Genomic DNA, 21,687 nt, shown 5'->3' on the forward strand with positions numbered 1-21,687 from the left:
ATGGTAGTTTTCTCAGGCAGGATCGGAAGGGAACAACCGTTCCAGTTTTGACCGGAGGTCTTCCGATTTAAACGGTTTTATAATCAGACCATTAAGACCTTCATTAAAAACCTGCTCACGGTTTTCTTCCATGGCATCAGCTGTGAGTGCAAAGATGGGCTGGTCGGGCCGTTCCATTCTGATTTTCCGGGAGGCTGTCAATCCATCCATCACCGGCATCTGAATATCCATCAGAATGACATCATACCGGGTTTTGGTGGCTTTCTCCACAGCAACTTCCCCATTATCGGCCGTATCGACTTCCATTCCCCACCTGGTCAGGAACCGGCTGGCCATTTTAATATTCAGGTGATTGTCATCTACCAGCAGCACCCGTTTACCAACCAGGCAGTCGATCTGGGTAGGTACCTCGGAATCGGATGCATCTTTCATTTCAGAGGCAGGCCGGAAGGTCAGCGTGAAATAAAAAGTACTTCCGATGCCGGGTTCACTTTTAACACGGATCTGACCACCCATCAGGTTGATCAGTTTCTGCACAATTGACAGTCCAAGACCGGTTCCTCCAAATTCACGTGTTGTGGCAGAACTGGCTTGAGTAAAACTTTCGAAAATCCGGATCTGTTGTTCGGGAGGTATTCCAATTCCGGAATCAATGACCTCGAACAATACCTGAACGGATCCGTTGGAAGCCGGTTTTGCAGGTGTCAAACGTAATTGAACCGCACCGGACCGGGTGAATTTGATGGCGTTGCTGATGAGATTGGTAAGCACCTGTCCCATTCGGACCGGATCACCCAACAAACGGTCTGGTAACGGACCAACTGCCTCGTAAGTAAACAACAACCCTTTCCGGGAGGCTTCAGTACGGTAGGTATTTACCAGGTTCTGACAGAGATGAGATAAACTGAAGGGAACCGATTCAATATCGAGTTTACCTGCTTCAATCTTACTGAAATCAAGAATATCACTCAGAATGGCCATCAGGTTATTGGCGGCAAATTTGAGTGATTGAAGGTATTCGGTCTGTTCTGGTTTGGGCTGATCCTGCAGTAACCAATCGGTAATCCCGATAACCGCATTCATGGGAGTTCTGATCTCATGACTCATGGTGGAAATGAAACGGCTTTTGGCCCGTGTGGCTGCCTCGGCCACTTGTTTAGCCTCAAGCAGGGCCATTTCAATTTGTTTCCGTTCATTTATTTCTGTAATCAATGCCTGATTGATGTGGGACAACTGCTGATTCGATTCCTGAATGAGCTGATTGGCTGCGGTCAGGCTTTCTGCCTGAAAGGTAATTTCATCCCGTTGTTTTCTGATTTCCTCATTTTTGGCTTCCATCAGGTCAAAGGCGGTCCGTTTATCACGGTAAGCCTTGAACAGAAAAATGGCCATCAGAGTGGAAACCGAAAAGGCTGCAATGGCGATGATAAGTACCAGGTTTTTACGTTTGGACTCCTCTTCCTGAAGCAGGGTCTCCCGTTCGAGTGCTTCGATTCGTGCCTGCTGTTCCCTTTCGGTGGTGTTTTCGATAATGGTGCGGATTTGCCTGCTTTTTTCAAGAGAGAAGACCGAATCCTTGTATTGGATAAACACCTTCTGCATTTCCCATGCCTGGCGGTAATTACCCGATAAAGCATAGGCACGGGTTAAAATTTCACTTGCTGTGTAAATGCGCAGGTAGGAGTTTACCTGACGGGCAACAGCCAATCCGTCAGAGGCATATTCAATGGCTTTCGGGTAGTTTCCCTGTTTCAGATAGACCGATCCGATGGTGGTCAGTGTTTCGGCTCTTCCGCGGTGATCCTGTAACCGTGCTCTGATTTCGAGTGCTGCACGGAGAGACTCCATGGCCTGATCATATTTTCCCATGAGCAGGTTCAGTTCGCCTTCCCGATTCAATACAACCGAGTAATTACGCTCATCTCCCATTTGTTTTCTGATCTGGGCGGAATGTTCATAATAGGCCATTGCCTGTTCATACAATCCTGCATCGACCGAAACTTCGCCAAGACGAATGGTGGCATATCCCATGCCGGTCAGATTATTCAGACGGGAGAAAATGGCCAGGGCCCTGTCGATGTGACGGATGGATTCGTTGTAGTTTTTCTCGTAGCGGTAAATTTCACCAATGTTGTTATAGGCGTAACCCAATTCGGTGAGGATGGAATCTTCCTGAGCAATGGTTTTTGCCTCGAGAAGCAACTCGAGCGCCTTCGGATAGTTTTCCCGATTCCTGTAAACAACACCGGTCAGATTCAGGGCCTGGGCAAGACCTGCACGGAATCCGATACGACGGGCAATGTCTATGGCCAGCTTCCCATAGACGGTAGCCGTGTTCACATCGGTATTTCTGAGTTCCCAGCATTTTTGCGACAAGGTTCTGACCGCTGTGGTATCGAGAACGGTGATACCAGCAGCAAGTAACAGAGAGTCGTTCTGGGATTGTATGCCTGGCTGTGACCTGCCGGTCAGTGCCGGAAACAGGAAGAACAGGGCAATCAGGAGATGTCTCAATCTTTACCTTCCATTCAGTCCAGTAAATATCGGAAAAAAACCGGTCGGATCAGTTATGGTTGTCTGTTCAGATCCGATAAATGATCCAGCATGACCGTATGCAAGCGGTCAAGACTGGCTGGTGAAATGCAAAAAGGCGGCAACAGGTACACAACCGACCCCAATGGTCGGATCAGTGCTCCCGCTTCCAGAAAATGCTGGTATAGTTTCGGTCCTGACCCTGAAAAATACCCCGCATCGCTGGTATCCAGTTCCACGGCAAGGATGGTGCCCCTTTGTCGGACATCCGTGACATTTTTCAGCATTCTGAAATCGGCAAACCGGTTCTGATGAGCCTTTCCGATGGCTGAAACCCGATCCATCACCGGTTCAGTTTCAAAGACATCCAGTGAGGCATTTGCAATGGCACAGGCCATCGGATTGGCCGTGTACGAATGTCCGTGAAAAAAGGTTTTGTACCGGTCCTCGCTCAGAAAAGCGTCATAAATGTCCTGAGAGGCCATGGTGACCGATAAAGGCATCATTCCGCCGGTAATCCCCTTTGACAGGCACAGCAGATCAGGAACCACCGACTCTGCCTGGCAGGCGAAGAGGGAACCGGTCCGGCCAAAACCGGTCATCACTTCATCGGCGATAAGATGAACCCCGTGTCTGGCGGTTATTTCTCTGAAGGTTTTCAGAATTCCCGCAGGCCACATGCGCATTCCTCCGGCTCCCTGAACGGCTGGTTCAACGATTACCGCACTGATGGTCTTACCATGCCGGTCCAGAAGGACACTGAGAGCATCCAGACTTGCTTTTCCCGTTTCATCCGAGACAGGACCAGTCAAACCGGCCGGTGAAGGAATCCGGTACACATCAAACAACATAGACCCGTATGCCACCGTGAAGGGGCCGCGGTCTCCGGCCGACATGGCACCGAGGGTATCACCATGATAGGCATTTTCGAGAGCCACGATGCCTGTCCGATCTGATTCTCCCCGGTTGATACGGCTCTGGACCGACAATTTAAGGGCCACTTCAACCGCGGTGCTGCCATTATCAGAATAGAAAACCCGAGGGAGCTGATGGTTCCAAAGTGCCGACAGCCGGGCAGCCAGACGGGCGGCAGGTTCATGGGTAAATCCGGCAAAAATGACCTGATCCAGCAGGGTGGCCTGGTTTTGAAGGGCCCTGACCAGGGGTTCATAACTGTGACCATGCAAAGTCACCCACCAGGAAGAAATCCCATCAATCAGGGTGCGGCCATCTTCCAGGTAAAGAAATTCGTCCTTTGCGGATTTAACCGGTAACGGATCGGGCGCCGTTTTCATCTGGGTGAAAGGATGCCAGACGTGTGCCTTGCTTTGTGCCAGCCAGTTCATTCAGCACCAAACCAGTTCAGATCGAAATGTTGCCTGAAAACCGAAGTCAGGAGTGTTGGCGTGAAGGGTCCGGCAAGCGGGGGAATCCAACCAAGAACGGGTACCTCTCCGAAATGACGAAGGGACCGGTCATTGCCATCGTTCCACTCACCATTCAGAATGAGGCCCGCAACAGGAATATGACGGTGTCTGAGGGCCTCAAGTGACAGAAGGGTGTGATTGATGGTCCCCAATTGTGTGCTGGTGACCAGTATGACCGGGAATCCCAGTTCGGCAAAATAGTCGATCTGGAGCCAGGACCAGGTAAGCGGAACCATCAGCCCGCCGGCCCCTTCAATAAGAAGCGGTTCTGAAGAATGAGGGACCTGAAGAAGCAAATCCTGATCGAGAGAAACCCCATCCAGATCGGCGGCCAGATGCGGAGACAATGGCTGAGTCAGCCGGACGGCCTCCGGAAAAAACCGGTCATCGGGAAGACCCGTCACCTGTTTAACAAAATCGGTGTCTGAGCCCTCGGTGATGCCACTCTGAACCGGTTTCCAGTACCTTGCGCTGGTTCCTGCCATCAGGATAGCAGAAGCGAGTGTTTTGCCAATCCCGGTTGATGTTCCCGTTAAAATATGCGATGTTTTCATACCCGACAAAAATAGGACATCCGGTAACTTTTTCACGCCGGCGGTCGTAAACCGGATCAGAAACTGCTCATGGAGTGACGTATGAACCCCCTTACCACTTTTCCTCTTGCACTGATGACCATGGTCCTCGTGGGATGCTCATCCACCGAACCTGCCCAACGAACGGTCTCACGTGTGGAGGTTGAAAAAACCATCGACCTTTCTGGCCGGTGGAATGATTCCGACTCCCGGTTGGTTGCCGATGCTCTGATTAATGATGTATTTGCCTCTGCCTGGCTGGAGCAGGCCGATTTTTCGGGAAAAATCCCTGTTGTGACGGTTGGAAACATCCGGAACAAAACCTCTGAACACATCGATGTGTCTGTGTTTATCAAAGATCTTCAGAAGGCCATCGTCGAATCGGGCAAAGCAAAATTCATTGCATCCAAACCTCAACGGAAAGAACTGCGCGATGAGAAACGCGATCAGCAGGAATTTGCCCGGGAGGAAACGGTGAAGGAAATGGCCGCCGAAACCGGAGCTGATGTGATGTTACAAGGTCAATTGTCCTCCGTTCCGGACCGTTTTGAAGGAAAAACGGTGATTTTCTACCAGATGGATCTTGAAGCCGTTGACATCGAAACCGGGGAAATCGTCTGGACCGGACAGAAAAAAATTAAAAAGTTCATTGAACAGGATAAATGGCAATGGTAAAAACGGGAATCATCAGCGTTTCGCTGCTTCTGCTCATTGGCTGCGGGAGTACCGACAACACTAAAACCGCCAAAACCGATGTCATCACTGCAGGTGTTCAGCGATCCGGTCAGATTCTGACCGGAACCGGCACCGGATCAACCCCCGAGATGGCCAAACGGCAGGCGCTGCGTGAACTCTCCTCCTGGTTCGAAGTAAAAATTTCCTCACGCAGCATGCTCAAGACCGATTTCACGGAAACCACCACTGGCAATGAGACCACTGTGGAACGAACCGATGCATGGTCAGAAACCATCTTTCAATCGACCCAGAACCGGCTGACTGGAGTCCGTTACTCAGAGCCCGGTACTTCAAACGGACAAACGGTGATCAGGGCCACCCTTGATCTCACCGAATTTGCAGAAGATTTAACCGGGCGGATTGAGACCATCGCTGCCAATACCGACCGCGATTTTTCTGCAGCTGGCGATGATCCGTGGAAACGCCTGATGGCGGGTTACCGATCTGAACGTAAACGGGAAGATGCACGGTTGTTTGCCCGGTACTTAGATGTAATCGGGGTTCCTGCTCCGGAAACCAATCTGGAAGCAGTAAGCGATCGTTATGAAGCAGACCGGAGGTACTATTCCATCCGGACGTCCTTTCAAACTTCTACCGATTCCACCGCCGGCATACCGGATGGTGTGGATCAGCTGATTTTTTCCGGATTTGAACCAGCCATACGCCAACGGGTTTCTGGTTGGTTGTGGAATACTGCCTCATCAGACACTCTCTTTCTGAATATCCGTTTGCAGGGACTCACTTTTCAGCAGGATGGACCGGATCTGAAATTACGGGGACGGGTGGAAGGAACCGGTTTGAATGAAAATGGTGAGGTTGTATTCACCTTTTCTGCAGCAGGAAAATCGGCAGGGACGTCAAGGGAGGAAGCCGTGCGGCAATTCGGACAGTCCATTGCCAGACAGGTGGCAGGATATCTGGCCGATCCGGTTAGTCGGTAAGAATCACCCGCGCCACCGGATGATCAAATTCCATCACCTTCTCCATGAACACCATTCTGAGCAGATCCCTGAAAAATCCGTAAAAGGGTAAGTGACGGGACAGCTCTTCCCGCATCTGATCGCGGTTCAGTTTAAATGATCGGTGACTGGGTTCAGCCATGTGATCCAGTTCCAGGTAGTAATTACTCAACGGCTGAAACTGAATCTCGAACAGGTGGTCATTCCATTTCACCACCGACTTAATGGCTTTCCAACCGGTCTTTTTCATGGCTTCCGGCGGACAGAACAGGTAATCCTTCGTTTCGATAAATTTGACCGGACTAACCTTCCGGCCCTGATGTCTGACTCTGCTCAGCCAGGAAATCTGGGTAAGACCATCCTGTTCAAGTACTTCCTGAACCACCTTGCAATCCCGATCAGATTCACACACCACTTTCACACCAAACACGTCCTTCACGTACTTGCTGTATTGTCTGAGCTGCTTATCCCGGCGGATCAACTGGTCAATGTGAAAGAGTTCATCAGTCACCTTGTTCCAGATTTCCTCTTCTGCTTTCACCCGGCTGGTAATCCGGTTGATATTGAACAGGGTTTTACCTGAGGGGATGTACTCAACAAAATTGGCTGACAGGACCAGGCTTTTCCATTCTCCCTGGTGCTGATACCTGAAATTTCCAATCATCTGGTTGCCTAGATCGAGATCGGTCAAGGAGAGCAAATCCTGACGTAAAATCCGTTCCCTGATCATAAACGGGCGTTCACCACCCGGCAGAACGCCAATTACATTGCTGTGAAGTTCAAACTCATTGTAGAAGAAACACGAGGACAGCAGGTGAGCCAACTGATGCAGATTGTTTTCACCCTTCAGAATCTGGGTTCTGAACGCCTGACGAACCTGCTCAAGATAACTCCTTGAAAAAGTCAGCGTCTGCTGCTTGCCGGGTCTGCTTTCCAATTCCTCTTTTCGGCGGGCCAGATCATCAATAAACTGATGCAACCTGGGCTCAGAAAGAACCATTACCAATGGCGATTCAAATGAAGAAAAAGATCTTGCAGCAGTCATGACAGGTTAAAGATATTCAATGGTAAACCGATTTACAATACTATTGTAATGTGTATTTATGTTTATGCCTTAATTATTTAGCAGTTACTCTAAATTTGCATCATTTATTTAGTCACATTCAGATTGTCCTTCGGTTCATTCTCACGGAGAATCTGCCATCCACCTCTGATCACCAGAGCCGAAATACACACGCCGGCCATCAGATCGGGCAGGAATGAGTCGGTTAAAAGGACGAGAAGGCCGGCAAGCAGCACCCCTGCGTTGGCAATGACATCATTTTTGGTAAAAATCCAGGAAGCACGCATGTGTGCCTCCCCTTTCTGATGCGGATTCAACAACATCAGACAGGCCGAGTTGGCGACCAGAGCGAGAAATGCGGTCCCCATAATGAGCCAATCCACCGGATCGGACCCGGTGATCAGTTTTCTTACCACATCGGCAAGAACCAGGACTCCCAAACCGACCTGAAGATACCCGCTCACACTGGCTGCACGCTTCTTTCTCTGAAGATTTTTCCCGACGGCCGACAGTGCAATGGCATAGACGGCAGCATCAGCAAGCATATCGAGGGAATCAGCCAACAGACCACTTGAATCGGCCAGCCAACCCAGGATACCCTCGGTTAGAAACATGATCGAATTGATCCAGAAAACCGATAAAAGCACCCGTCTGCTGATCAGTTCCTTTTCATCCGGGCCGCAACCGCATCCAGACATGCAGGTTCCTTCCTTTTTTAAAACAAAGGGGGGTGCCCCAAAAGAAGAAAAGCGGCGTGTTTCTGGTCAGCTCCCTTTCTTACGGTTTGCTGACTGCCCCTTTTCGCAGGTCTCCATTCCGTCATTCAACCGGAACCGGCAACCATTTCCTTTAAGACAACCCCCGGGATGGCCCGGCCATTTACAGACCGGGATTCATCCTTTGCTGAATTACTTTACTTCATTTCCATCGGCATCCAGGTATTTCACCTCGCCGTAGCCCAATGCTTTGATCTTCTCTTCGATCTTAGCACGGTCACCAACGATTACCCAGATCACCTGATCAGGACGCAACAGTTTTTTACCTGCCTCGGCCAGTTTCTCAAGATTCAGATCGCGGATTTTCCCCGGATAGGTAGTATAGTAATCTTCCGGATAGCCGAATTTGAGCAGATCAGTAAGATATCCCTGAACCGATGCATTGGTTTCCCAGGCACCTGGCAATTCGAGGATCATGCTTTTCTGTATTTTTTCCAGCTCTCCGGCATTGACCGGCCGGGTTGAAAGAATGTCGTTGAATTCCTTCCGGATTTCAGCCATCGATTCGGCAGTTTTATCGGTCTGCACATTGGCATAAGCGATAAACGGCCGCTGTCCTTTTGCATCGCGCATAAAACTGGAGGCACCATATGACCAGTGTTTATCCTCGCGCAGGTTCATGTTGATGCGGGAGGTGAACGATCCACCCAGCACATTGTTAAAGGACTCAATGGCAATTTCATCCGGATTGTTTTTCGGCATAACCAGATGCCCCGCCATGATCACCGATTGGGGTGAACCCGGTTTATCGATGATGTAGAGCGATTGTTTGGCCGGCAATTTCACCTCGGACAGGTTCTTTTTCGGAGTATCACCCGAGCGCCATCCGCCGAACAATTTTTCCAGTTTCGGCTTTAACTCAGACATGGTGATATCACCCACCACAATCATAGTAGCCGCATTGGCTTTGAACCAGGCTGCATGGTAGGCTTTCAGATCGTCACGGGTAAGCGAACCAACCGATGCTTCGGTGCCCGATCCGGTCAGCGGATTCGAGTAGGCGTGACCTTTACCATAAAGCAACGCCGGGAACGTACGCAGGGCCATTTGTACAGGACGGGTTTTTTCCTGTTGGATGCCAACCAGAGTCTGCTTTTTAATCCGATCGAAATCGGCAGCAGGGAAAGCCGGATTCAGAATGACATCCGCAAAAATTTCCAGTGCCGGATCCAGATTTGCTTTCAATGCATCCAGAGAAACATAGCTGGCATCCAGGTCGGAACCTGTTCCTACCGTTGCTCCGATTTTCTGAAGCTGTTCGCTGATCTGCAGGGAGGTCCGGGTGGCGGTTCCCTCATCGAGCATATCCATGGCCAGACGATTCGTACCTGCTTTAATGCCCTGATCCGACGCATAGCCGGCATCGAGCAGCAGATCAATCTGAACTGTTGGAATGGATTTCCGTTCAATCAGATACACTTTCAGTCCCATGGGTAGCGTGGTTGACTGGAAAGCAGGGAATTTGGGTTCGACAGTTGCACCGGTCACCGGTAATGATTTGCGGGAAACCGCGCTGCTGTCGGCGTTGGTAAACTCGGGGAACGGGTTGATGGTTTGAACATAAGCCCCATCGCTCAGCCAATCCACCGATACTTTTTTCATTTGTTCAGGCGTGATTTCCCTGATCCATTGATAGCGGGTTTTGTAAAAATCCGGGCGGCCGGCATAGATGGCATTCTGAGCCAGAATGTCTGACTTTCCTCCGAATCCGCCAATCCGCTCAATTCCGCGAATGAAAGCGGCGATGGATTCGGTTTTTGCGCGATCCAGTTCTTCTACTGTCGGACCGTCGGTCAGGAAGCGGGTCAGCTCCTCACGAAGTGCTTTCTCAACTCTGGCCACATCGATACCGGGTTTCACCATGGCTCCGATGGTTACCTGTGAGGCAATTTCACGCTGATCGATATAGGCAAAAGCCTGTGTGGCAATCTGATCATCATAAACCAATCGCTTATACAGGCGGGAGTTTTTGCCCGCGGAAAGCACATCGGTGGCGATATCCAGAACGGTAGCCTCCTGAGTTCTCCAGGCCGGGACATTCCATGTCATGGTAATCCGGGTCTGCTTTACCCGATCCTGAGCAACCTGACGTTGCTCGCCGCTTCGTTTGGCCACCCAGGAATCGAAGGCTGCAACCGGGGGTCCAGATGGAATATGACCAAAGTATTTTTCCATCTTGGTCCGTGCTGTTTTCACATCGATATCACCAGCCAGTACAATCACCGCATTGGCAGCACCGTAATAGGTTTTAAACCACTCATGTACATCTTCCAGTTTGGCATTGTTCAGATCTTCCAATGATCCGATCACCGTCCAGGAATAGGGGTGACCGGCCGGCCAGGTGGCCTTGGTGGTCAGTTCCCATCCGATGGAATAAGGATTGTTATCTCCCTGGCGTTTTTCGTTCTGTACCACACCGCGCTGCTCATCCAGTTTGGCCTGGGTGACAGCACCAAGCAGGTGACCCATCCGGTCCGATTCCATCCAGAGAGCCACATCGAGGGCATGGGTGGGTACATTCTGGAAATAGTTGGTGCGGTCATTGTTGGTGGTGCCGTTCAGGTCGGTGGCACCGATCCGTTCCATCACCTGGAAATAATCATCATCCATGTTTTCCGAGCCGTTGAACATGAGATGCTCAAAGAGGTGGGCGAAACCCGTCTTTCCGGGTTTTTCATTTTTAGAGCCCACGTGGTACCAGACATTCACAGCCACGATGGGTGCTTTCCGGTCTTCGTGAACAATCACACGCAAACCATTGGAAAGCGTGAATTCCTCATAGGGAATTTCTGCGGTCATGCCTTCCCAGGCAGCAGGAACTTTGTCGGCTTTCACTGCTTTGGCAGGTGCCTTTGCGGTTTTTGCCGGTTTTGCAGCCGGCTTCTTGGCAGATTTCTGCTGTGCAACAGCCACACCGGCCACGAGAAGGGCCGAGAGCACCAGCAGGAGTGATTTTCTGATCATGGTTTCTCCGTTTCAGTTAAAAAAAGGCCTTGCTAAATAGCAAACCGCCATCAAATGATCAAACTGACCGGAGAATAAAACGGCTTCAGGTGCTGGTTCGGGCGTGGGACCATTCATCCCAGTAGTGCCTGACCGTCAGGATGGGATGATAAATCAGCATTCTGGGACCGGAATACCGCATGACTTTTCTGATCTGTTCGCGCGGATCGGACCGGTAGCAATGAACGGTGCATTGAGCACAAGTGGGTTTGTTCCCGGCAAACGGACAGCGGGAAATCCGGTTCAGGGCATAAGTAAAAAGGGCGGTGCAATCGGGACACTCTGTGAGGTCCCTGTTATGGTTCCCCCGGCACCAGAGAGCAATCATAACCCGGATGGTTTTCCGTTCCCGGTCCAACCGTGAAATATCGGGTGTCTTCATACCTGCAAAATCGTCCTTTTTATGGACTTTTTTGTCACTGTAATTTCAGTTTTTCAGACTGATTGGGTTCAGAAGAAAAGAAAACACCAAGAAAATACGCAGCAGGAGTGAGGAATTTCATGGCAGAAACGCTTATTTCTATAACCGTGGACCAGTTTTTGTGCCACCGGACCCCGAGTGATCCCGCTTGCCCCGATTAAATCGGGGAGGGGGCCGGCTTCCTAACCTTCCGGTCATCTCGATACGACTCACTGCGTTCGTCACTCGATGACCGATTTTCCCCGGTCCCCGAGTGATTCGACCGAAGGGAGAATTGTATCGAGGGGCCCGGTTCACTTGCTGACGGTAAACACCTTTCTCGCAAGCCCTGACAATAGACCGGATTCACCTTCGGTTAATACCAATTTCTTCTGATGTGACCAGTTCTGTACCTGCTTTTCCCGGTTAAATGCATCTGTGATTCTGTCGTACTCTTCCCAATAGACGAGGGTAACCGGTAACCGTCGCTTCGTATAATTTGCACCAAATCCAGATTGATATTGTATGAAGCGAAGTGTTAAATCGATAGTGCTTCCAGTATAAAAAGTACCATCGTTGCAATGCAGAATGTACATATAGGCCATTATAACTTTCCCGGGATTCTTGAGTAGTATATTAAGGATACTTGAATCGTTAAAAAAGAAAAACGACTCACGGCCCTGCTGGTCATCTCGATATCCGTCTGCGCCGGACTTTCAGCATCCCGCTTCGCGGGATACTCGATGACCGATAATACCCGACACATTTTGCCTGTTCATCCTTCCCGTTTTCTCATAAAAAACTGACCGCCAGTTGCATGGCCCGGCTCAGACGGCGCATGTATTCCTGACGGGAAATATATACTCCACCAAGAAAATCGAGATGGGAGGTGATCCATTGGGTATCCAACAGCACCAGTCCCCGGTGTTTCATGGTCTGAACAAGAAAATGAAGGGCCAGTTTACTGGTATTGCTTTCCAGTGAAAACATCGACTCTCCGAAAAATGCCCCGTTGATAGCGACTCCATACAACCCGCCCCGTAACTCACCGTCACGCCAGACTTCCACCGAATGGGCGAATCCACGGTGATGCAACTCGGTGTAAAGGTGAATGATATCGTTGGAAATCCAGGTTTCATCCCGGTTGGCGCAGTGCCGGATGACTGCATCAAAATCGGTGTTGATCCGGAACTCGTACCAACCGCGGTTCATCAGATTGCGAAGGGAACGTTTGGGTTTCCAGGTGTCGATGGGGATAATACCCCGCGGATCTGGTGAATACCAGGCGATTTCCCCGGTATCGGGATCGGCCATGGGAAACACCCCACGGGTATATCCGTACAGAATCAGGTCGGCGGTGATGGGTTCAGACACGCCCAAAGGTAGTCCGCACCGGCATCCGAATTCAATTCGGACGGGTCATGGGGTATCTTTGCGCCATGAATTTTATTGATGAAGTTGTCGTACATGTAAAAGCCGGCGGTGGCGGGCATGGTTGCGTGGCCTTCCGCCGCGAAAAATTTATTCCCAAAGGCGGCCCTTCCGGGGGCGATGGCGGAAATGGCGGATCGGTGTTTCTGGTCGGGGACCGTAACATTAATACCCTGCTTGACCTACGGTATCAGAAAAAGTATCAGATTCCCCGTGCCCAGCATGGAATGGGAAGCCTCAAGCACGGGAAAAACACCGACGATATCCGTATCAAAGTTCCTCTTGGAACCATTGTTCACGATCACAACACCGGCGAAAGGCTTGGCGAAATAACAGCCGATCAGCAGGAGCTTTGTGTCGCCCGGGGTGGATCGGGCGGATTGGGCAATGCAAACTTTGCCACACCAACCAACCGGGCGCCCCGCTATGCCACCGAAGGAAAACCCGGTGAGGAAAGAGACATCCATGTGGAATTGAAACTACTTGCCGATGTCGGGCTGGTCGGATTTCCCAATGCCGGAAAATCCACTCTGGTTTCTACCCTTTCTGCTGCCCGTCCGAAAATTGCCGACTACCCATTCACCACGCTGGTTCCTGCGCTCGGTATTGTGTTCCACGATCAGGGACAGAGTTTTGTCATGGCCGACATGCCTGGGATTATTGAAGGAGCTTCGGAAGGAAAAGGACTCGGCATTCAGTTTCTGAAGCACATAGAACGAACCCGGGTGCTTGCCTTTCTGATCCCATCCGATTCGAAAGATTTCGCAAAGGAATTCTCCATTTTACGCTCGGAATGTGAACGGTTCTCACCCGATCTGCTGACCAAGCCATTTGTAATCGTCATCAGCAAGACCGATCTTGCTCAGGATTCCGCTTCCCTGAAGAAAAAACTGACGAGTATAAAAAAACACGGCCCGGTCTATCTGGTTTCGGCTGTATTGGGAGAAGGACTTAAACCACTTGTCCATTCATTGTGGGAATTGCTCGTTTCGGGCACATCCGGCGATGAGGAAAAGGCCAATCCCAAACCGGAGACAACCTGGCGGCCCTGATCCGCCATGATATCCGACGACAAACTGCATTTACTGCTTCACCTGACCCGTGTGCCCGGTCTTGGCCCCACACGGATCCGGTCTCTTTTTTCCTCCATGCAATCCATCAGCCAGCTGAAACGGTGCAGAACCGATCATCTGGCTGCCAATCCGGTTATTGGTCCGAAATATGCCGCTGACCTGACTGTCTTTCCTGTGGATGAAGAAATCCACAACCAATTGATCCGGCAGGTGGATGACACGGGTGGATGGATTCTTCCCTTTTGGGATGAGCGTTTCCCGGCTTCCCTGAACCGGCTATCCGGCATGCCTACTCATTTATTCGGTTTGGGGGATCCGTCTGCATTATCGGCCGTTTCAATGGCTGTTGTGGGTACCCGGATTCCCACGCCATACGGAAAACTGGCCGCAGAAAAACTCACGACAGGTCTGGTTCAGGCAGGTCTTACCATTGTTTCCGGATTTGCACGTGGCATCGATACAGTGGCTCATCAGAGCTGCCTGGCGGCTGGGGGAACCACCGTTGCAGTACTTGGCAGCGGGTTGGGGCAGATTTATCCTCCCGAAAACCAGCCTTTGGTCGATGATGTGTGCCGGACTGGCTGTGTCATAACCGAATACCCACCCGATTCACCACCCGACGCCAGGCATTTTCCTGATCGCAACCGGATCATCGCAGGCTTATCATTGGGAACACTGGTGGTCGAAGCCGCCGACCGGGGAGGTGCACTGATCACCGCTGCCATGGCTTTGGATATGAACCGTGAGGTGTTTGCGGTTCCCGGCGACATTTTTCAGCCCAGGGCGGTTGGCACCAACCGGCTGATCCAGAACGGTCAGGCCAAGCTGGTCATCACCGCACAGGATATTCTTCAGGAACTTCCCGGCTTTTCGGGATCCGGACCCAGACAGCCACTGCCTCCTCCTCCCGACCTTACGCTGTTTGAAGCAGCAATTTATGATCAGTTATCATCTACCCCGGTCCATGTGGATGTTCTTGCCGATCTGGTAGACCGAACAACCGGCGATTTGCTGATTCAGTTACTGACGATGGAGTTTAAGGGACTCGTCCGGCAGTTACCGGGCAAGTATTTTATCAGGATGGGTTAGTTGGCGTAGGGGGTGTAGTAGATTTCGTAGAGAACGAGCTTGCCAAAAAAGGCCGGTTTGTTGATCCGGTCGCTGACCCGGAGGATGATTTCTATTCCGTCCGATTTCAGCCGGTGCATCCCGAGCGGATGCAGATTGTATTGATTCATCAGTTCCATGAGCAGATCGAGCTCTAACTGACTCCGGCACTCCAGCCGGATGCAACTTTCAGATTCCATGGTCCCTTTTAGTGCAAAAATTGTGCCCTGTATCAAAAACGGGATAAACGGTCGTTCTGGTTCCTGAGTTGTCTATTTTTCTGATCAAAGAGATGAATGGTGAAATGGACAGGGGTGGGGATTTGCGGTTAAGAGTGACGGGGTTAAAAATATCAGAAGTCAGGAGTCAGGAGTCAGGAGTCAGGAGACTGAAAAATCCATGATCAACTGTCATCCCCGCGCTGTGAGTGCGGCCAAGACGGACAGGCCGGGATCTCTGAATGATGTAGGTAAGTACTTTATCCAAATTATTTAAAATAGAGATTCCGGCTTGCGCCAGAATGACATCACAGGTGAATACTCCGGCTTCTCCGTCAGTACCGGACTCACAGCGCCAGAAAGACATCGTGGGTTTTTCAGGAAAAAACAGCCAACAGACCCTCACACCTTCCCTCTCCGGCGGAGAGGGAGAAATTCTGTATTCCGTACTCCGTATTGCGTATTCTGAATTCTGAATTCTGAATTCTGTATTCTGTCCTCCGGTGGCTTCGAGACCCTCAGCCACCGGGTAATGGCTCCTGACTCCTGACTCCTGACTTCTCTCTCCTGCATTTCTGCCTTCACGCCCAGTCAATTTTCACCTTTTTGGGAATGATTCCGGCTTTGAAACCCTCATCAAGAACCATCTGACAGGCTTTTTTCAGTTCGGAAGTCATGGAGGCGGTATCTGCATTTGCGTAAAGGGCCAGATAATCATCAACCCGGTTATAATCGGCCAGTTCCTGAATACCGCGGGGATCTTCTTTCACCCATTTTCTGATCATGGCATCGCGGTGGTCCAGTGAAAAGCGGATGGAATCCTTCAGAATGGCGGAAACCTCCCGTATCACTTTTTTTCCCAACCCGCGGCGGATCACATTCACCCCCAGAGGAAGCGGGAGACCGTAAGTCTGATGCCACCACTGACCCGTATCGGCTACCAGGTGGAAACCTCGCTCCTGATAAATCAGCCGGCCTTCATGAATCACCAGGCCAGCATCCACTTCACCCGAGGAAATGGCATCGAAAATCCGGTAAAACGGTTCGATCGGCACCACAACCGGCTGCACATCAGGAACCATGAGTTTCAGGATCAGCCAGGCGGTTGTTTTTAATCCGGGAATGGCAATTCGTTTGCCGGCCAGATCAGCGACAGTCATGGGTTTACCAGCAATCAGAACAGGACCGTAATTTCGTCCCACACTGGCACCATGCGGGAGAATAAGAAACCGGTCGGCCAGTCCGGCGTATGCATGCAGTGAAATAGCAGACACATCGGTCTGATTGCTTTCAGATGCCAGATCGTTTAACTTCTGAGTGTCCAGGGTCATTGCGGAAAACCGGTAATCCCCGGTGGGAATCAATCCTGCCAGCGCCGGATAGAACATAAAAAAATCATCGGAATCGGGGCTGTAATTGATATGAATCGTCATTCTTCTTCCCTCAGACTGATCCTGAGCGCTTATGAACCGGAGCAGCGTTTTCTCAATGTCGATAAAATCCAACCGAATGTGAAATCGGCGTTCACCGGTGTTGGTCCGGTGGAAGCGGCCATTCATACCACCCGGTACATCACCAGTCTTCATCCGGCCGAAATTTTCTTTATCGGAACCGCCGGTTCTTATCCAAACCGGTTTCTCTCACCTGGCGATGTGGTTATTCCATTTTCATACCGGTTCGGAGACGTGGCCACAGCCATGGGCAACTCCTACATGCCCGATCCGCAGCCATCCGAGCTATCCTTCGAACGCCATTGCCAGTTACCTCACTACCCGTTCAAGGTTAAAAACGGCGTGGTTCTGACCACACCATCCATCACCCGCGAAACAAGCGCTTCGGTGGCCTTGCGTGATTTTTACCGGGCCGATGCCGAACAGCTCGAGGTTTTTTCTGTGGCACGGGTAGCCGCTTATTTCCACATTTCCTTTACCGCCATTCTGGGTATCAGCAATCTGGTCGGTCCCGATTCTCATTCACAATGGAAAGCCAACGAAGAAATGGCCATCCGCCATGCAAGTCTGGTTCTGACAGACTGGATCAGGGAGGCTCAGCCGGTTCCCGATCTGATAAAACGCCGGACCAATTCGGATTGAATCTTCCACCAGCCGGGAAACGTAAGACGGAGCATGAGGTTACTCTATCCCATTTTAGTCCTTTCACTTCTGATCCTTTCCGGCTGCGGGCAGAGCTCTTTCCTGCAGAAACGGGAATCCATCCAGGAAGCCATTCAGAACCGTGAGAGCAGTCCGGCTGAACGTCAGATCATCCGGAATATGCAACCCGGAAACCAATCGGCACTTTTTCAGACACTGAACAGCGGGATGCTGGCCTTTTCGGCCGGACAGCCTGATACAGCCCTTCAGTACTGGAACCGGGCTGAGCGGATTATTGACGATCAGTACACCCGGCGGATTTCGCAAAAGCTAACCAGCATGGTTTCAAATGAGTATTCCGAAAATTATGAAGGATACCCGATTGAACATCTGCTCCTGCATTTTTTCAAATCGCTTTCCCTGATGCAGAAAAATGACCCGGATGCTGCGGTGGTTGAAATGCGGAAAATGAATGAGCGTTTTACTTATCTGGAAGATCATCCGGAGCCATACAAGCGAAAGCGGTCTCATTTCCGGTTACTGAACCTTTACGCGGGTCACCTGTTTGCCATGGCAGGTGAAGAGAATGATGCCCGGGTGTCTTTTCTTCATGCCGGTCTGGATTATGATTCCCTGGTCACAGCCGGATCTGCTCCGGGAAAACAACCGCTTACCATCCGGCTGGATGGATTTATTCAGGAACTGTTTGAAGGGTCGATCCATCTGCTGATCACAACCGAGTCTGATTTTCACAGCATCAAGGTCGCTTATCCGGTATTGTTTGACCGGTTTGCCCCGAAACCCGGTCATCCCGTTTATCCGGGGGAGAAGAAGTCTGACGACGTTTCCCTGCCGGTTAATGCTAGATTTGAGGAAGATTTTAATGCCCGTGAATCGATCATGGCCAAGGAGCGGATTAGCCGGGCGGCAACCAAATTTCTGCTTTCATCCGGTGTTACCACAGTGACGGGAGCCATTCTTGATGATCGGGAAGCAGAGCGGGAAAAACAGCGACAGGAAAACAAGGAAGTGGATGAACCGGATGGATTTGACACGTTCCTTCAGGTCCTGTGGATCGGGGGCCAGGTGATGAAGGTAGTGGGAACCGCGACTGAGATGGCTGACCTGCGTCAGTGGTTTACCCTTCCTGCCTCCATCAGTCTCAGTCAATCATCATTTCCCGAGTCGGTTTACCCGGATGAACTTTTCCGTACCGACCGGATTCTGGTCAGATGGACGCCGGCCAGGGTCATTCGTTCATTCCCCTCTAATCAGTACCAGAAATCGGAATCCATTGATTTTACCGGAAAAGCGCTGCAGGTTGATGAGGATGATTGAATTTTTTACTGCATGAATCGCAGCTTCAGCTGGGACCAGCAGAAATTGTTCAGCACCGAAAAATCACGCCACCGGTAAATGTACCACAATCCTTCGGGCGATTTCCGCAAATTCAGCACCATTTTACCATCGATGTTACTCGGATAATCGGTACTGGATCTCGGGATGAACAACCGGTAATCGGCCACCCATTCCACCGAATCAATCTGTGTTGGCTGAAAAGCCGCGTTGATAAACGTTACCGTCATGGTTTCCTGCGGAAGCAGATCACGCATCTGATTGGTAAAAACCACAATTTCATCTTCACGTGTCAGGGGAGGAATACTCGACTGAAACTCGGGTGACGGGATAAACTGGTAATCACCATCGGATCCCAGACATTTCCTGAAATTTTCGGGATTGGCTTCACTGAACGCAAATCGAAGATTATCGAGCACGAATTCCGGCTGGAAGGGTTCCTGAAAGGATGACCGGCGCTGAGAAGGTTCTTCCGGATCGCGAAGATCGAACCAGTCACAACCAGTCAGCAGGAGTAAAACAACCAGTGAGCCTGTCAGGTATTTCATGATTTTTTACAGATCAGAATCAACCGGGGTGATTCAGGCGTCCAGGGATCACCATCCAGCGTCCCGAGCCGGTGCATCTCGGTCAGTCCCATGGCCCACAGGACCGGAACCAATTCATCTGCTGTGTATAAATGCACCTTTTCATTAAAGTGAAGCGGCTCCTGACCGGGTTTTTCGATTGTTACCTGTTTGATCAGCACCCTGCCCTCAATCCGGCGATTCTGAATCAGGCGGGCTCCTTCCAGGCGGCGTTCATCCGATGGAACCAGATGCTGTCGGATAAAGGGATCATTCAGGTAATCAAAGACAAACCATCCACCGGGTTCCAGGTGGTCAGAAATCACCCGGAAGACACTGAAGTTTTCCCGGTCATCATCGAAATAGCCGAAACTGGTAAATAAACTGAAGACCGCCGAGAAGGATTTTTTCAGGTTCAGATACCGCATATCCGAGCGGATCAGTTCGATGGAATGACCCAGTCTGGCTGTTTCCTTCCCTGCGATAGCCAGCAGATTTTCGGAGAGGTCCACACCGGTTACCTGAAGTCCGCTTTCAGCCAGAACCACCGCATGGCGACCGGTTCCGCAAGCGAGGTCCAGAACGGGAGACCCGGCCGGAATATTCAGGAATGGCAGAACGGCGGCAATGAGACGGCGCGCATCGGCATCATCGCGGTGTGAATACACATCGAGGTAGAGCGGATGGTTAAACCACTCTTCGAACCATGGCTTAACGGATGGCATGATGAATGGTCACTATGCCGGCCGTCATGGATTCAATCCGGACCGATTGAAACCCGGCGGTTTTCAGCATGCGGGCCAGCAGATCGGGATCTGGAAATTGAAGAACCGACTCGGGCAGGTAAGTATATGCTGTTTGATTTTTGGAGACCAGCCGGCCAATGAGTGGCAAGACCCGCTTAAAGTAAAAGAAATACAGTTGTTTCATCGGGAAGGAAACTGGCCTGGAAAATTCCAGAATAATCAGCTGCCCACCTGGTTTCAGCACACGACCCATTTCGCGCAGGCCGGTGGAAAGGGTTTCAAAATTCCTGACACCAAAAGCGACCGTCACCGCATCAAAAATCGCATCGGGTATCGGCAGATTTTCTGCATCCGCACAGGCAAAATGGATCCGGTCTGTGACCTGGCGTTTTCTCAGTTTTGTCTGACCCACTGCCAGCATGGTTTCAGAAAGGTCCATGCCAACAATCCGTGAGGAGGGAAGTTGCCTGAGAGTTTCGAGAGCGAAATCTCCGGTACCCGTGGCCATATCCAGAATCAGGCCAGGTTGGGAAGGTCGCAACAGGCGGATGGCCCGGTAACGCCAGTAATAGTCGATCCCGAAGGACAGGACATGATTCAGCAAATCATAAGTTCTGGCGATGTTGTTAAACATCGACCGGACGTAGGTTTTTTTCGACAAGAAGGCTCCGGAACTTTCAATTGGGGCAAAGATAGAGAATCTGAAGACAGGAGTCAGACCCTTCGAGAACCTCAGGGTCCGGAAGTCAGAATTCAGAATACAGAATTCAGAGGGACAATACTCCTAATAAACCATTATTTAAAGACGGTTCCCGTTCCGGCGCTGAAAAACCGGCCCTAACGAAGATGCAGGAATCTCATATTAAAATAATTTGGATAAAGTGCTTATTTACATCATTCAGAGTCCCCGGCTTTTCCGTCTGGGCCGGACTCACAGCGCCGGGATGACAGCTGATCATGGAGTTTTCTGGCTTCTGGCTTCTGGCTTCTGGCTCTCTGATCACACAACCGTTGAAAAACCCTTGTCCCCCCGATATCCGTCAGTGCCGGACTTTCAGCTATCCTATCCTTGTGGCTTCGAGCGCCTCAGCCACCGGATTCGGCACCCGGGGTCCGGGTTTTACTGATTTCTGATTTCCAACCTGGATCCTGGTTTTTCCTTCACCAATCACCATTCACCAGATCTGAATCAGCTGATAAATCCGACCTGAAAAGTCATTATGACGGTGGTACCACGGGGTTCAAATTTAAAATCGACCGACTTCATGATGTTTTTCATCAGAAAGACACCACGGCCCGAGGTTTTAAGCAGGTTTTCTTCGGAAAGAGGATCAGGAATGGCAGCCGGATCGAATCCAGCCCCTTCATCACGGACAGAAACGGTCAGACGATCGGCTTTCAGATCCATTTCGACCCAGACCTGTTTGGCCGGATTGTCCTTATTCCCGTGATGGATGGCATTGTTGGTGGCTTCGGTCACTGCAATCATCAGTGAGTTGGTGGTGTCATCATCCAGCCCGCAGGACTCGGCCATGTCAATGATACAATCTTCGACCAGGCGGGCGTTGTTTGGATCGGAGGCAAACTGGAGTTGCCTGTTAAATAGGGATGTAGACATAGATTGTTGTGG

General features: G+C 50.8%; 22 protein-coding genes. 7 read left to right on the forward strand and 15 right to left on the reverse strand.

All coding sequences use genetic code 11. The annotated features are described in order from the left end of the window. Window positions 1-12 precede the first annotated feature (12 nt). The 3 genes from HUU10_12005 to bioD are packed head-to-tail and all read right to left on the reverse strand — an operon-like array spanning window position 13 to window position 4,513. Window positions 13-2,514: a response regulator gene (locus HUU10_12005; protein ID NUQ82325.1), complete on the reverse strand. Its 2,502-nt coding sequence runs from the start codon at window positions 2,512-2,514 to the stop codon at window positions 13-15. Between the two features lie 53 nt (window positions 2,515-2,567). Continuing rightward, window positions 2,568-3,878 (reverse strand): adenosylmethionine--8-amino-7-oxononanoate transaminase, encoded by a 1,311-nt coding sequence (locus HUU10_12010; GenBank protein NUQ82326.1) that lies wholly within the window; start codon window positions 3,876-3,878, stop codon window positions 2,568-2,570. Continuing rightward, the gene (bioD, locus tag HUU10_12015) at window positions 3,875-4,513 is read right to left on the reverse strand and encodes a dethiobiotin synthase (GenBank protein NUQ82327.1); all 639 of its coding nucleotides are present in this window, start codon (window positions 4,511-4,513) and stop codon (window positions 3,875-3,877) included. The genes HUU10_12010 and bioD overlap by 4 nt, the downstream gene beginning before the upstream one ends. Window positions 4,514-4,594: 81 nt before the next feature. Here bioD and HUU10_12020 point away from each other — a divergent pair, with 81 nt between their 5' ends. Together HUU10_12020 and HUU10_12025 are read left to right on the forward strand one after the other, a co-directional pair. Further along, on the forward strand, window positions 4,595-5,206 hold the full coding sequence (locus tag HUU10_12020) for a penicillin-binding protein activator LpoB (protein ID NUQ82328.1): 612 nt from the start codon (window positions 4,595-4,597) through the stop codon (window positions 5,204-5,206). Then, window positions 5,194-6,207 carry a hypothetical protein gene (locus HUU10_12025; GenBank protein ID NUQ82329.1) on the forward strand — a complete coding sequence of 338 codons (1,014 nt, stop codon included), beginning with the start codon at window positions 5,194-5,196 and terminating at the stop codon, window positions 6,205-6,207. The genes HUU10_12020 and HUU10_12025 overlap by 13 nt, the downstream gene beginning before the upstream one ends. On the opposite strand, the gene HUU10_12030 is transcribed toward HUU10_12025, so the two are convergent. From HUU10_12030 to HUU10_12055, 6 genes are all read right to left on the reverse strand, one after another. After that, window positions 6,197-7,270 carry a hypothetical protein gene (locus HUU10_12030; GenBank protein ID NUQ82330.1) on the reverse strand — a complete coding sequence of 358 codons (1,074 nt, stop codon included), beginning with the start codon at window positions 7,268-7,270 and terminating at the stop codon, window positions 6,197-6,199. The two genes, HUU10_12025 and HUU10_12030, sit on opposite strands and share 11 nt — an antisense overlap. Before the next feature lie 104 nt (window positions 7,271-7,374). Continuing rightward, window positions 7,375-7,986 (reverse strand): cation transporter, encoded by a 612-nt coding sequence (locus HUU10_12035; GenBank protein NUQ82331.1) that lies wholly within the window; start codon window positions 7,984-7,986, stop codon window positions 7,375-7,377. A gap of 210 nt (window positions 7,987-8,196) precedes the next feature. Then, window positions 8,197-11,028 carry an insulinase family protein gene (locus HUU10_12040; protein NUQ82332.1) on the reverse strand — a complete coding sequence of 944 codons (2,832 nt, stop codon included), beginning with the start codon at window positions 11,026-11,028 and terminating at the stop codon, window positions 8,197-8,199. An 85-nt stretch (window positions 11,029-11,113) separates the two neighbouring features. Continuing rightward, window positions 11,114-11,449 carry a nitrous oxide-stimulated promoter family protein gene (locus HUU10_12045; protein ID NUQ82333.1) on the reverse strand — a complete coding sequence of 112 codons (336 nt, stop codon included), beginning with the start codon at window positions 11,447-11,449 and terminating at the stop codon, window positions 11,114-11,116. 332 nt (window positions 11,450-11,781) lie between these two features. Continuing rightward, the gene (locus HUU10_12050) at window positions 11,782-12,063 is read right to left on the reverse strand and encodes a GIY-YIG nuclease family protein (protein ID NUQ82334.1); all 282 of its coding nucleotides are present in this window, start codon (window positions 12,061-12,063) and stop codon (window positions 11,782-11,784) included. A 196-nt stretch (window positions 12,064-12,259) separates the two neighbouring features. Next, on the reverse strand, window positions 12,260-12,841 hold the full coding sequence (locus HUU10_12055; GenBank protein ID NUQ82335.1) for a leucyl/phenylalanyl-tRNA--protein transferase: 582 nt from the start codon (window positions 12,839-12,841) through the stop codon (window positions 12,260-12,262). 65 nt (window positions 12,842-12,906) lie between these two features. On the opposite strand from HUU10_12055, the gene obgE reads away from it, so the two are divergent. Next, window positions 12,907-13,950: a GTPase ObgE gene (gene obgE / locus HUU10_12060; GenBank protein ID NUQ82336.1), complete on the forward strand. Its 1,044-nt coding sequence runs from the start codon at window positions 12,907-12,909 to the stop codon at window positions 13,948-13,950. Between the two features lie 6 nt (window positions 13,951-13,956). Further along, window positions 13,957-15,060 carry a DNA-protecting protein DprA gene (gene dprA / locus HUU10_12065; protein ID NUQ82337.1) on the forward strand — a complete coding sequence of 368 codons (1,104 nt, stop codon included), beginning with the start codon at window positions 13,957-13,959 and terminating at the stop codon, window positions 15,058-15,060. On the opposite strand, the gene HUU10_12070 is transcribed toward dprA, so the two are convergent. Beyond that, window positions 15,057-15,278, reverse strand: coding sequence for a hypothetical protein (locus tag HUU10_12070; protein NUQ82338.1), 222 nt, complete (start codon window positions 15,276-15,278; stop codon window positions 15,057-15,059). The genes dprA and HUU10_12070 overlap by 4 nt on opposite strands. A gap of 320 nt (window positions 15,279-15,598) precedes the next feature. Here HUU10_12070 and HUU10_12075 point away from each other — a divergent pair, with 320 nt between their 5' ends. Then, window positions 15,599-15,772 carry a hypothetical protein gene (locus tag HUU10_12075; GenBank protein ID NUQ82339.1) on the forward strand — a complete coding sequence of 58 codons (174 nt, stop codon included), beginning with the start codon at window positions 15,599-15,601 and terminating at the stop codon, window positions 15,770-15,772. 105 nt (window positions 15,773-15,877) lie between these two features. Here the strand turns inward: HUU10_12075 and HUU10_12080 are convergent, their stop codons facing one another. Beyond that, the gene (locus HUU10_12080) at window positions 15,878-16,729 is read right to left on the reverse strand and encodes an ABC transporter substrate-binding protein (protein NUQ82340.1); all 852 of its coding nucleotides are present in this window, start codon (window positions 16,727-16,729) and stop codon (window positions 15,878-15,880) included. On the opposite strand from HUU10_12080, the gene HUU10_12085 reads away from it, so the two are divergent. After that, window positions 16,718-17,389 (forward strand): hypothetical protein, encoded by a 672-nt coding sequence (locus HUU10_12085; GenBank protein NUQ82341.1) that lies wholly within the window; start codon window positions 16,718-16,720, stop codon window positions 17,387-17,389. The genes HUU10_12080 and HUU10_12085 overlap by 12 nt on opposite strands. A gap of 33 nt (window positions 17,390-17,422) precedes the next feature. Beyond that, window positions 17,423-18,727: a hypothetical protein gene (locus tag HUU10_12090; GenBank protein NUQ82342.1), complete on the forward strand. Its 1,305-nt coding sequence runs from the start codon at window positions 17,423-17,425 to the stop codon at window positions 18,725-18,727. 5 nt (window positions 18,728-18,732) lie between these two features. On the opposite strand, the gene HUU10_12095 is transcribed toward HUU10_12090, so the two are convergent. The 4 genes from HUU10_12095 to HUU10_12110 form a co-directional block, all read right to left on the reverse strand. Further along, window positions 18,733-19,293 carry a hypothetical protein gene (locus HUU10_12095; protein ID NUQ82343.1) on the reverse strand — a complete coding sequence of 187 codons (561 nt, stop codon included), beginning with the start codon at window positions 19,291-19,293 and terminating at the stop codon, window positions 18,733-18,735. Continuing rightward, window positions 19,290-20,036: a class I SAM-dependent methyltransferase gene (locus HUU10_12100; GenBank protein NUQ82344.1), complete on the reverse strand. Its 747-nt coding sequence runs from the start codon at window positions 20,034-20,036 to the stop codon at window positions 19,290-19,292. Before HUU10_12100 ends, HUU10_12095 begins: the two co-directional genes overlap by 4 nt. Beyond that, complete coding sequence (gene ubiE, locus HUU10_12105) at window positions 20,023-20,691, reverse strand: bifunctional demethylmenaquinone methyltransferase/2-methoxy-6-polyprenyl-1,4-benzoquinol methylase UbiE (GenBank protein ID NUQ82345.1); 669 nt, start codon at window positions 20,689-20,691, stop codon at window positions 20,023-20,025. The genes HUU10_12100 and ubiE overlap by 14 nt, the downstream gene beginning before the upstream one ends. Before the next feature lie 555 nt (window positions 20,692-21,246). Further along, window positions 21,247-21,675, reverse strand: coding sequence for an ATP-binding protein (locus HUU10_12110; protein NUQ82346.1), 429 nt, complete (start codon window positions 21,673-21,675; stop codon window positions 21,247-21,249). Window positions 21,676-21,687: the final 12 nt, after the last annotated feature.

The sequence above is a fragment of the Bacteroidota bacterium genome, assembly GCA_013360915.1.
Lineage (GTDB): Bacteria > Bacteroidota > JABWAT01 > JABWAT01 > JABWAT01 > JABWAT01.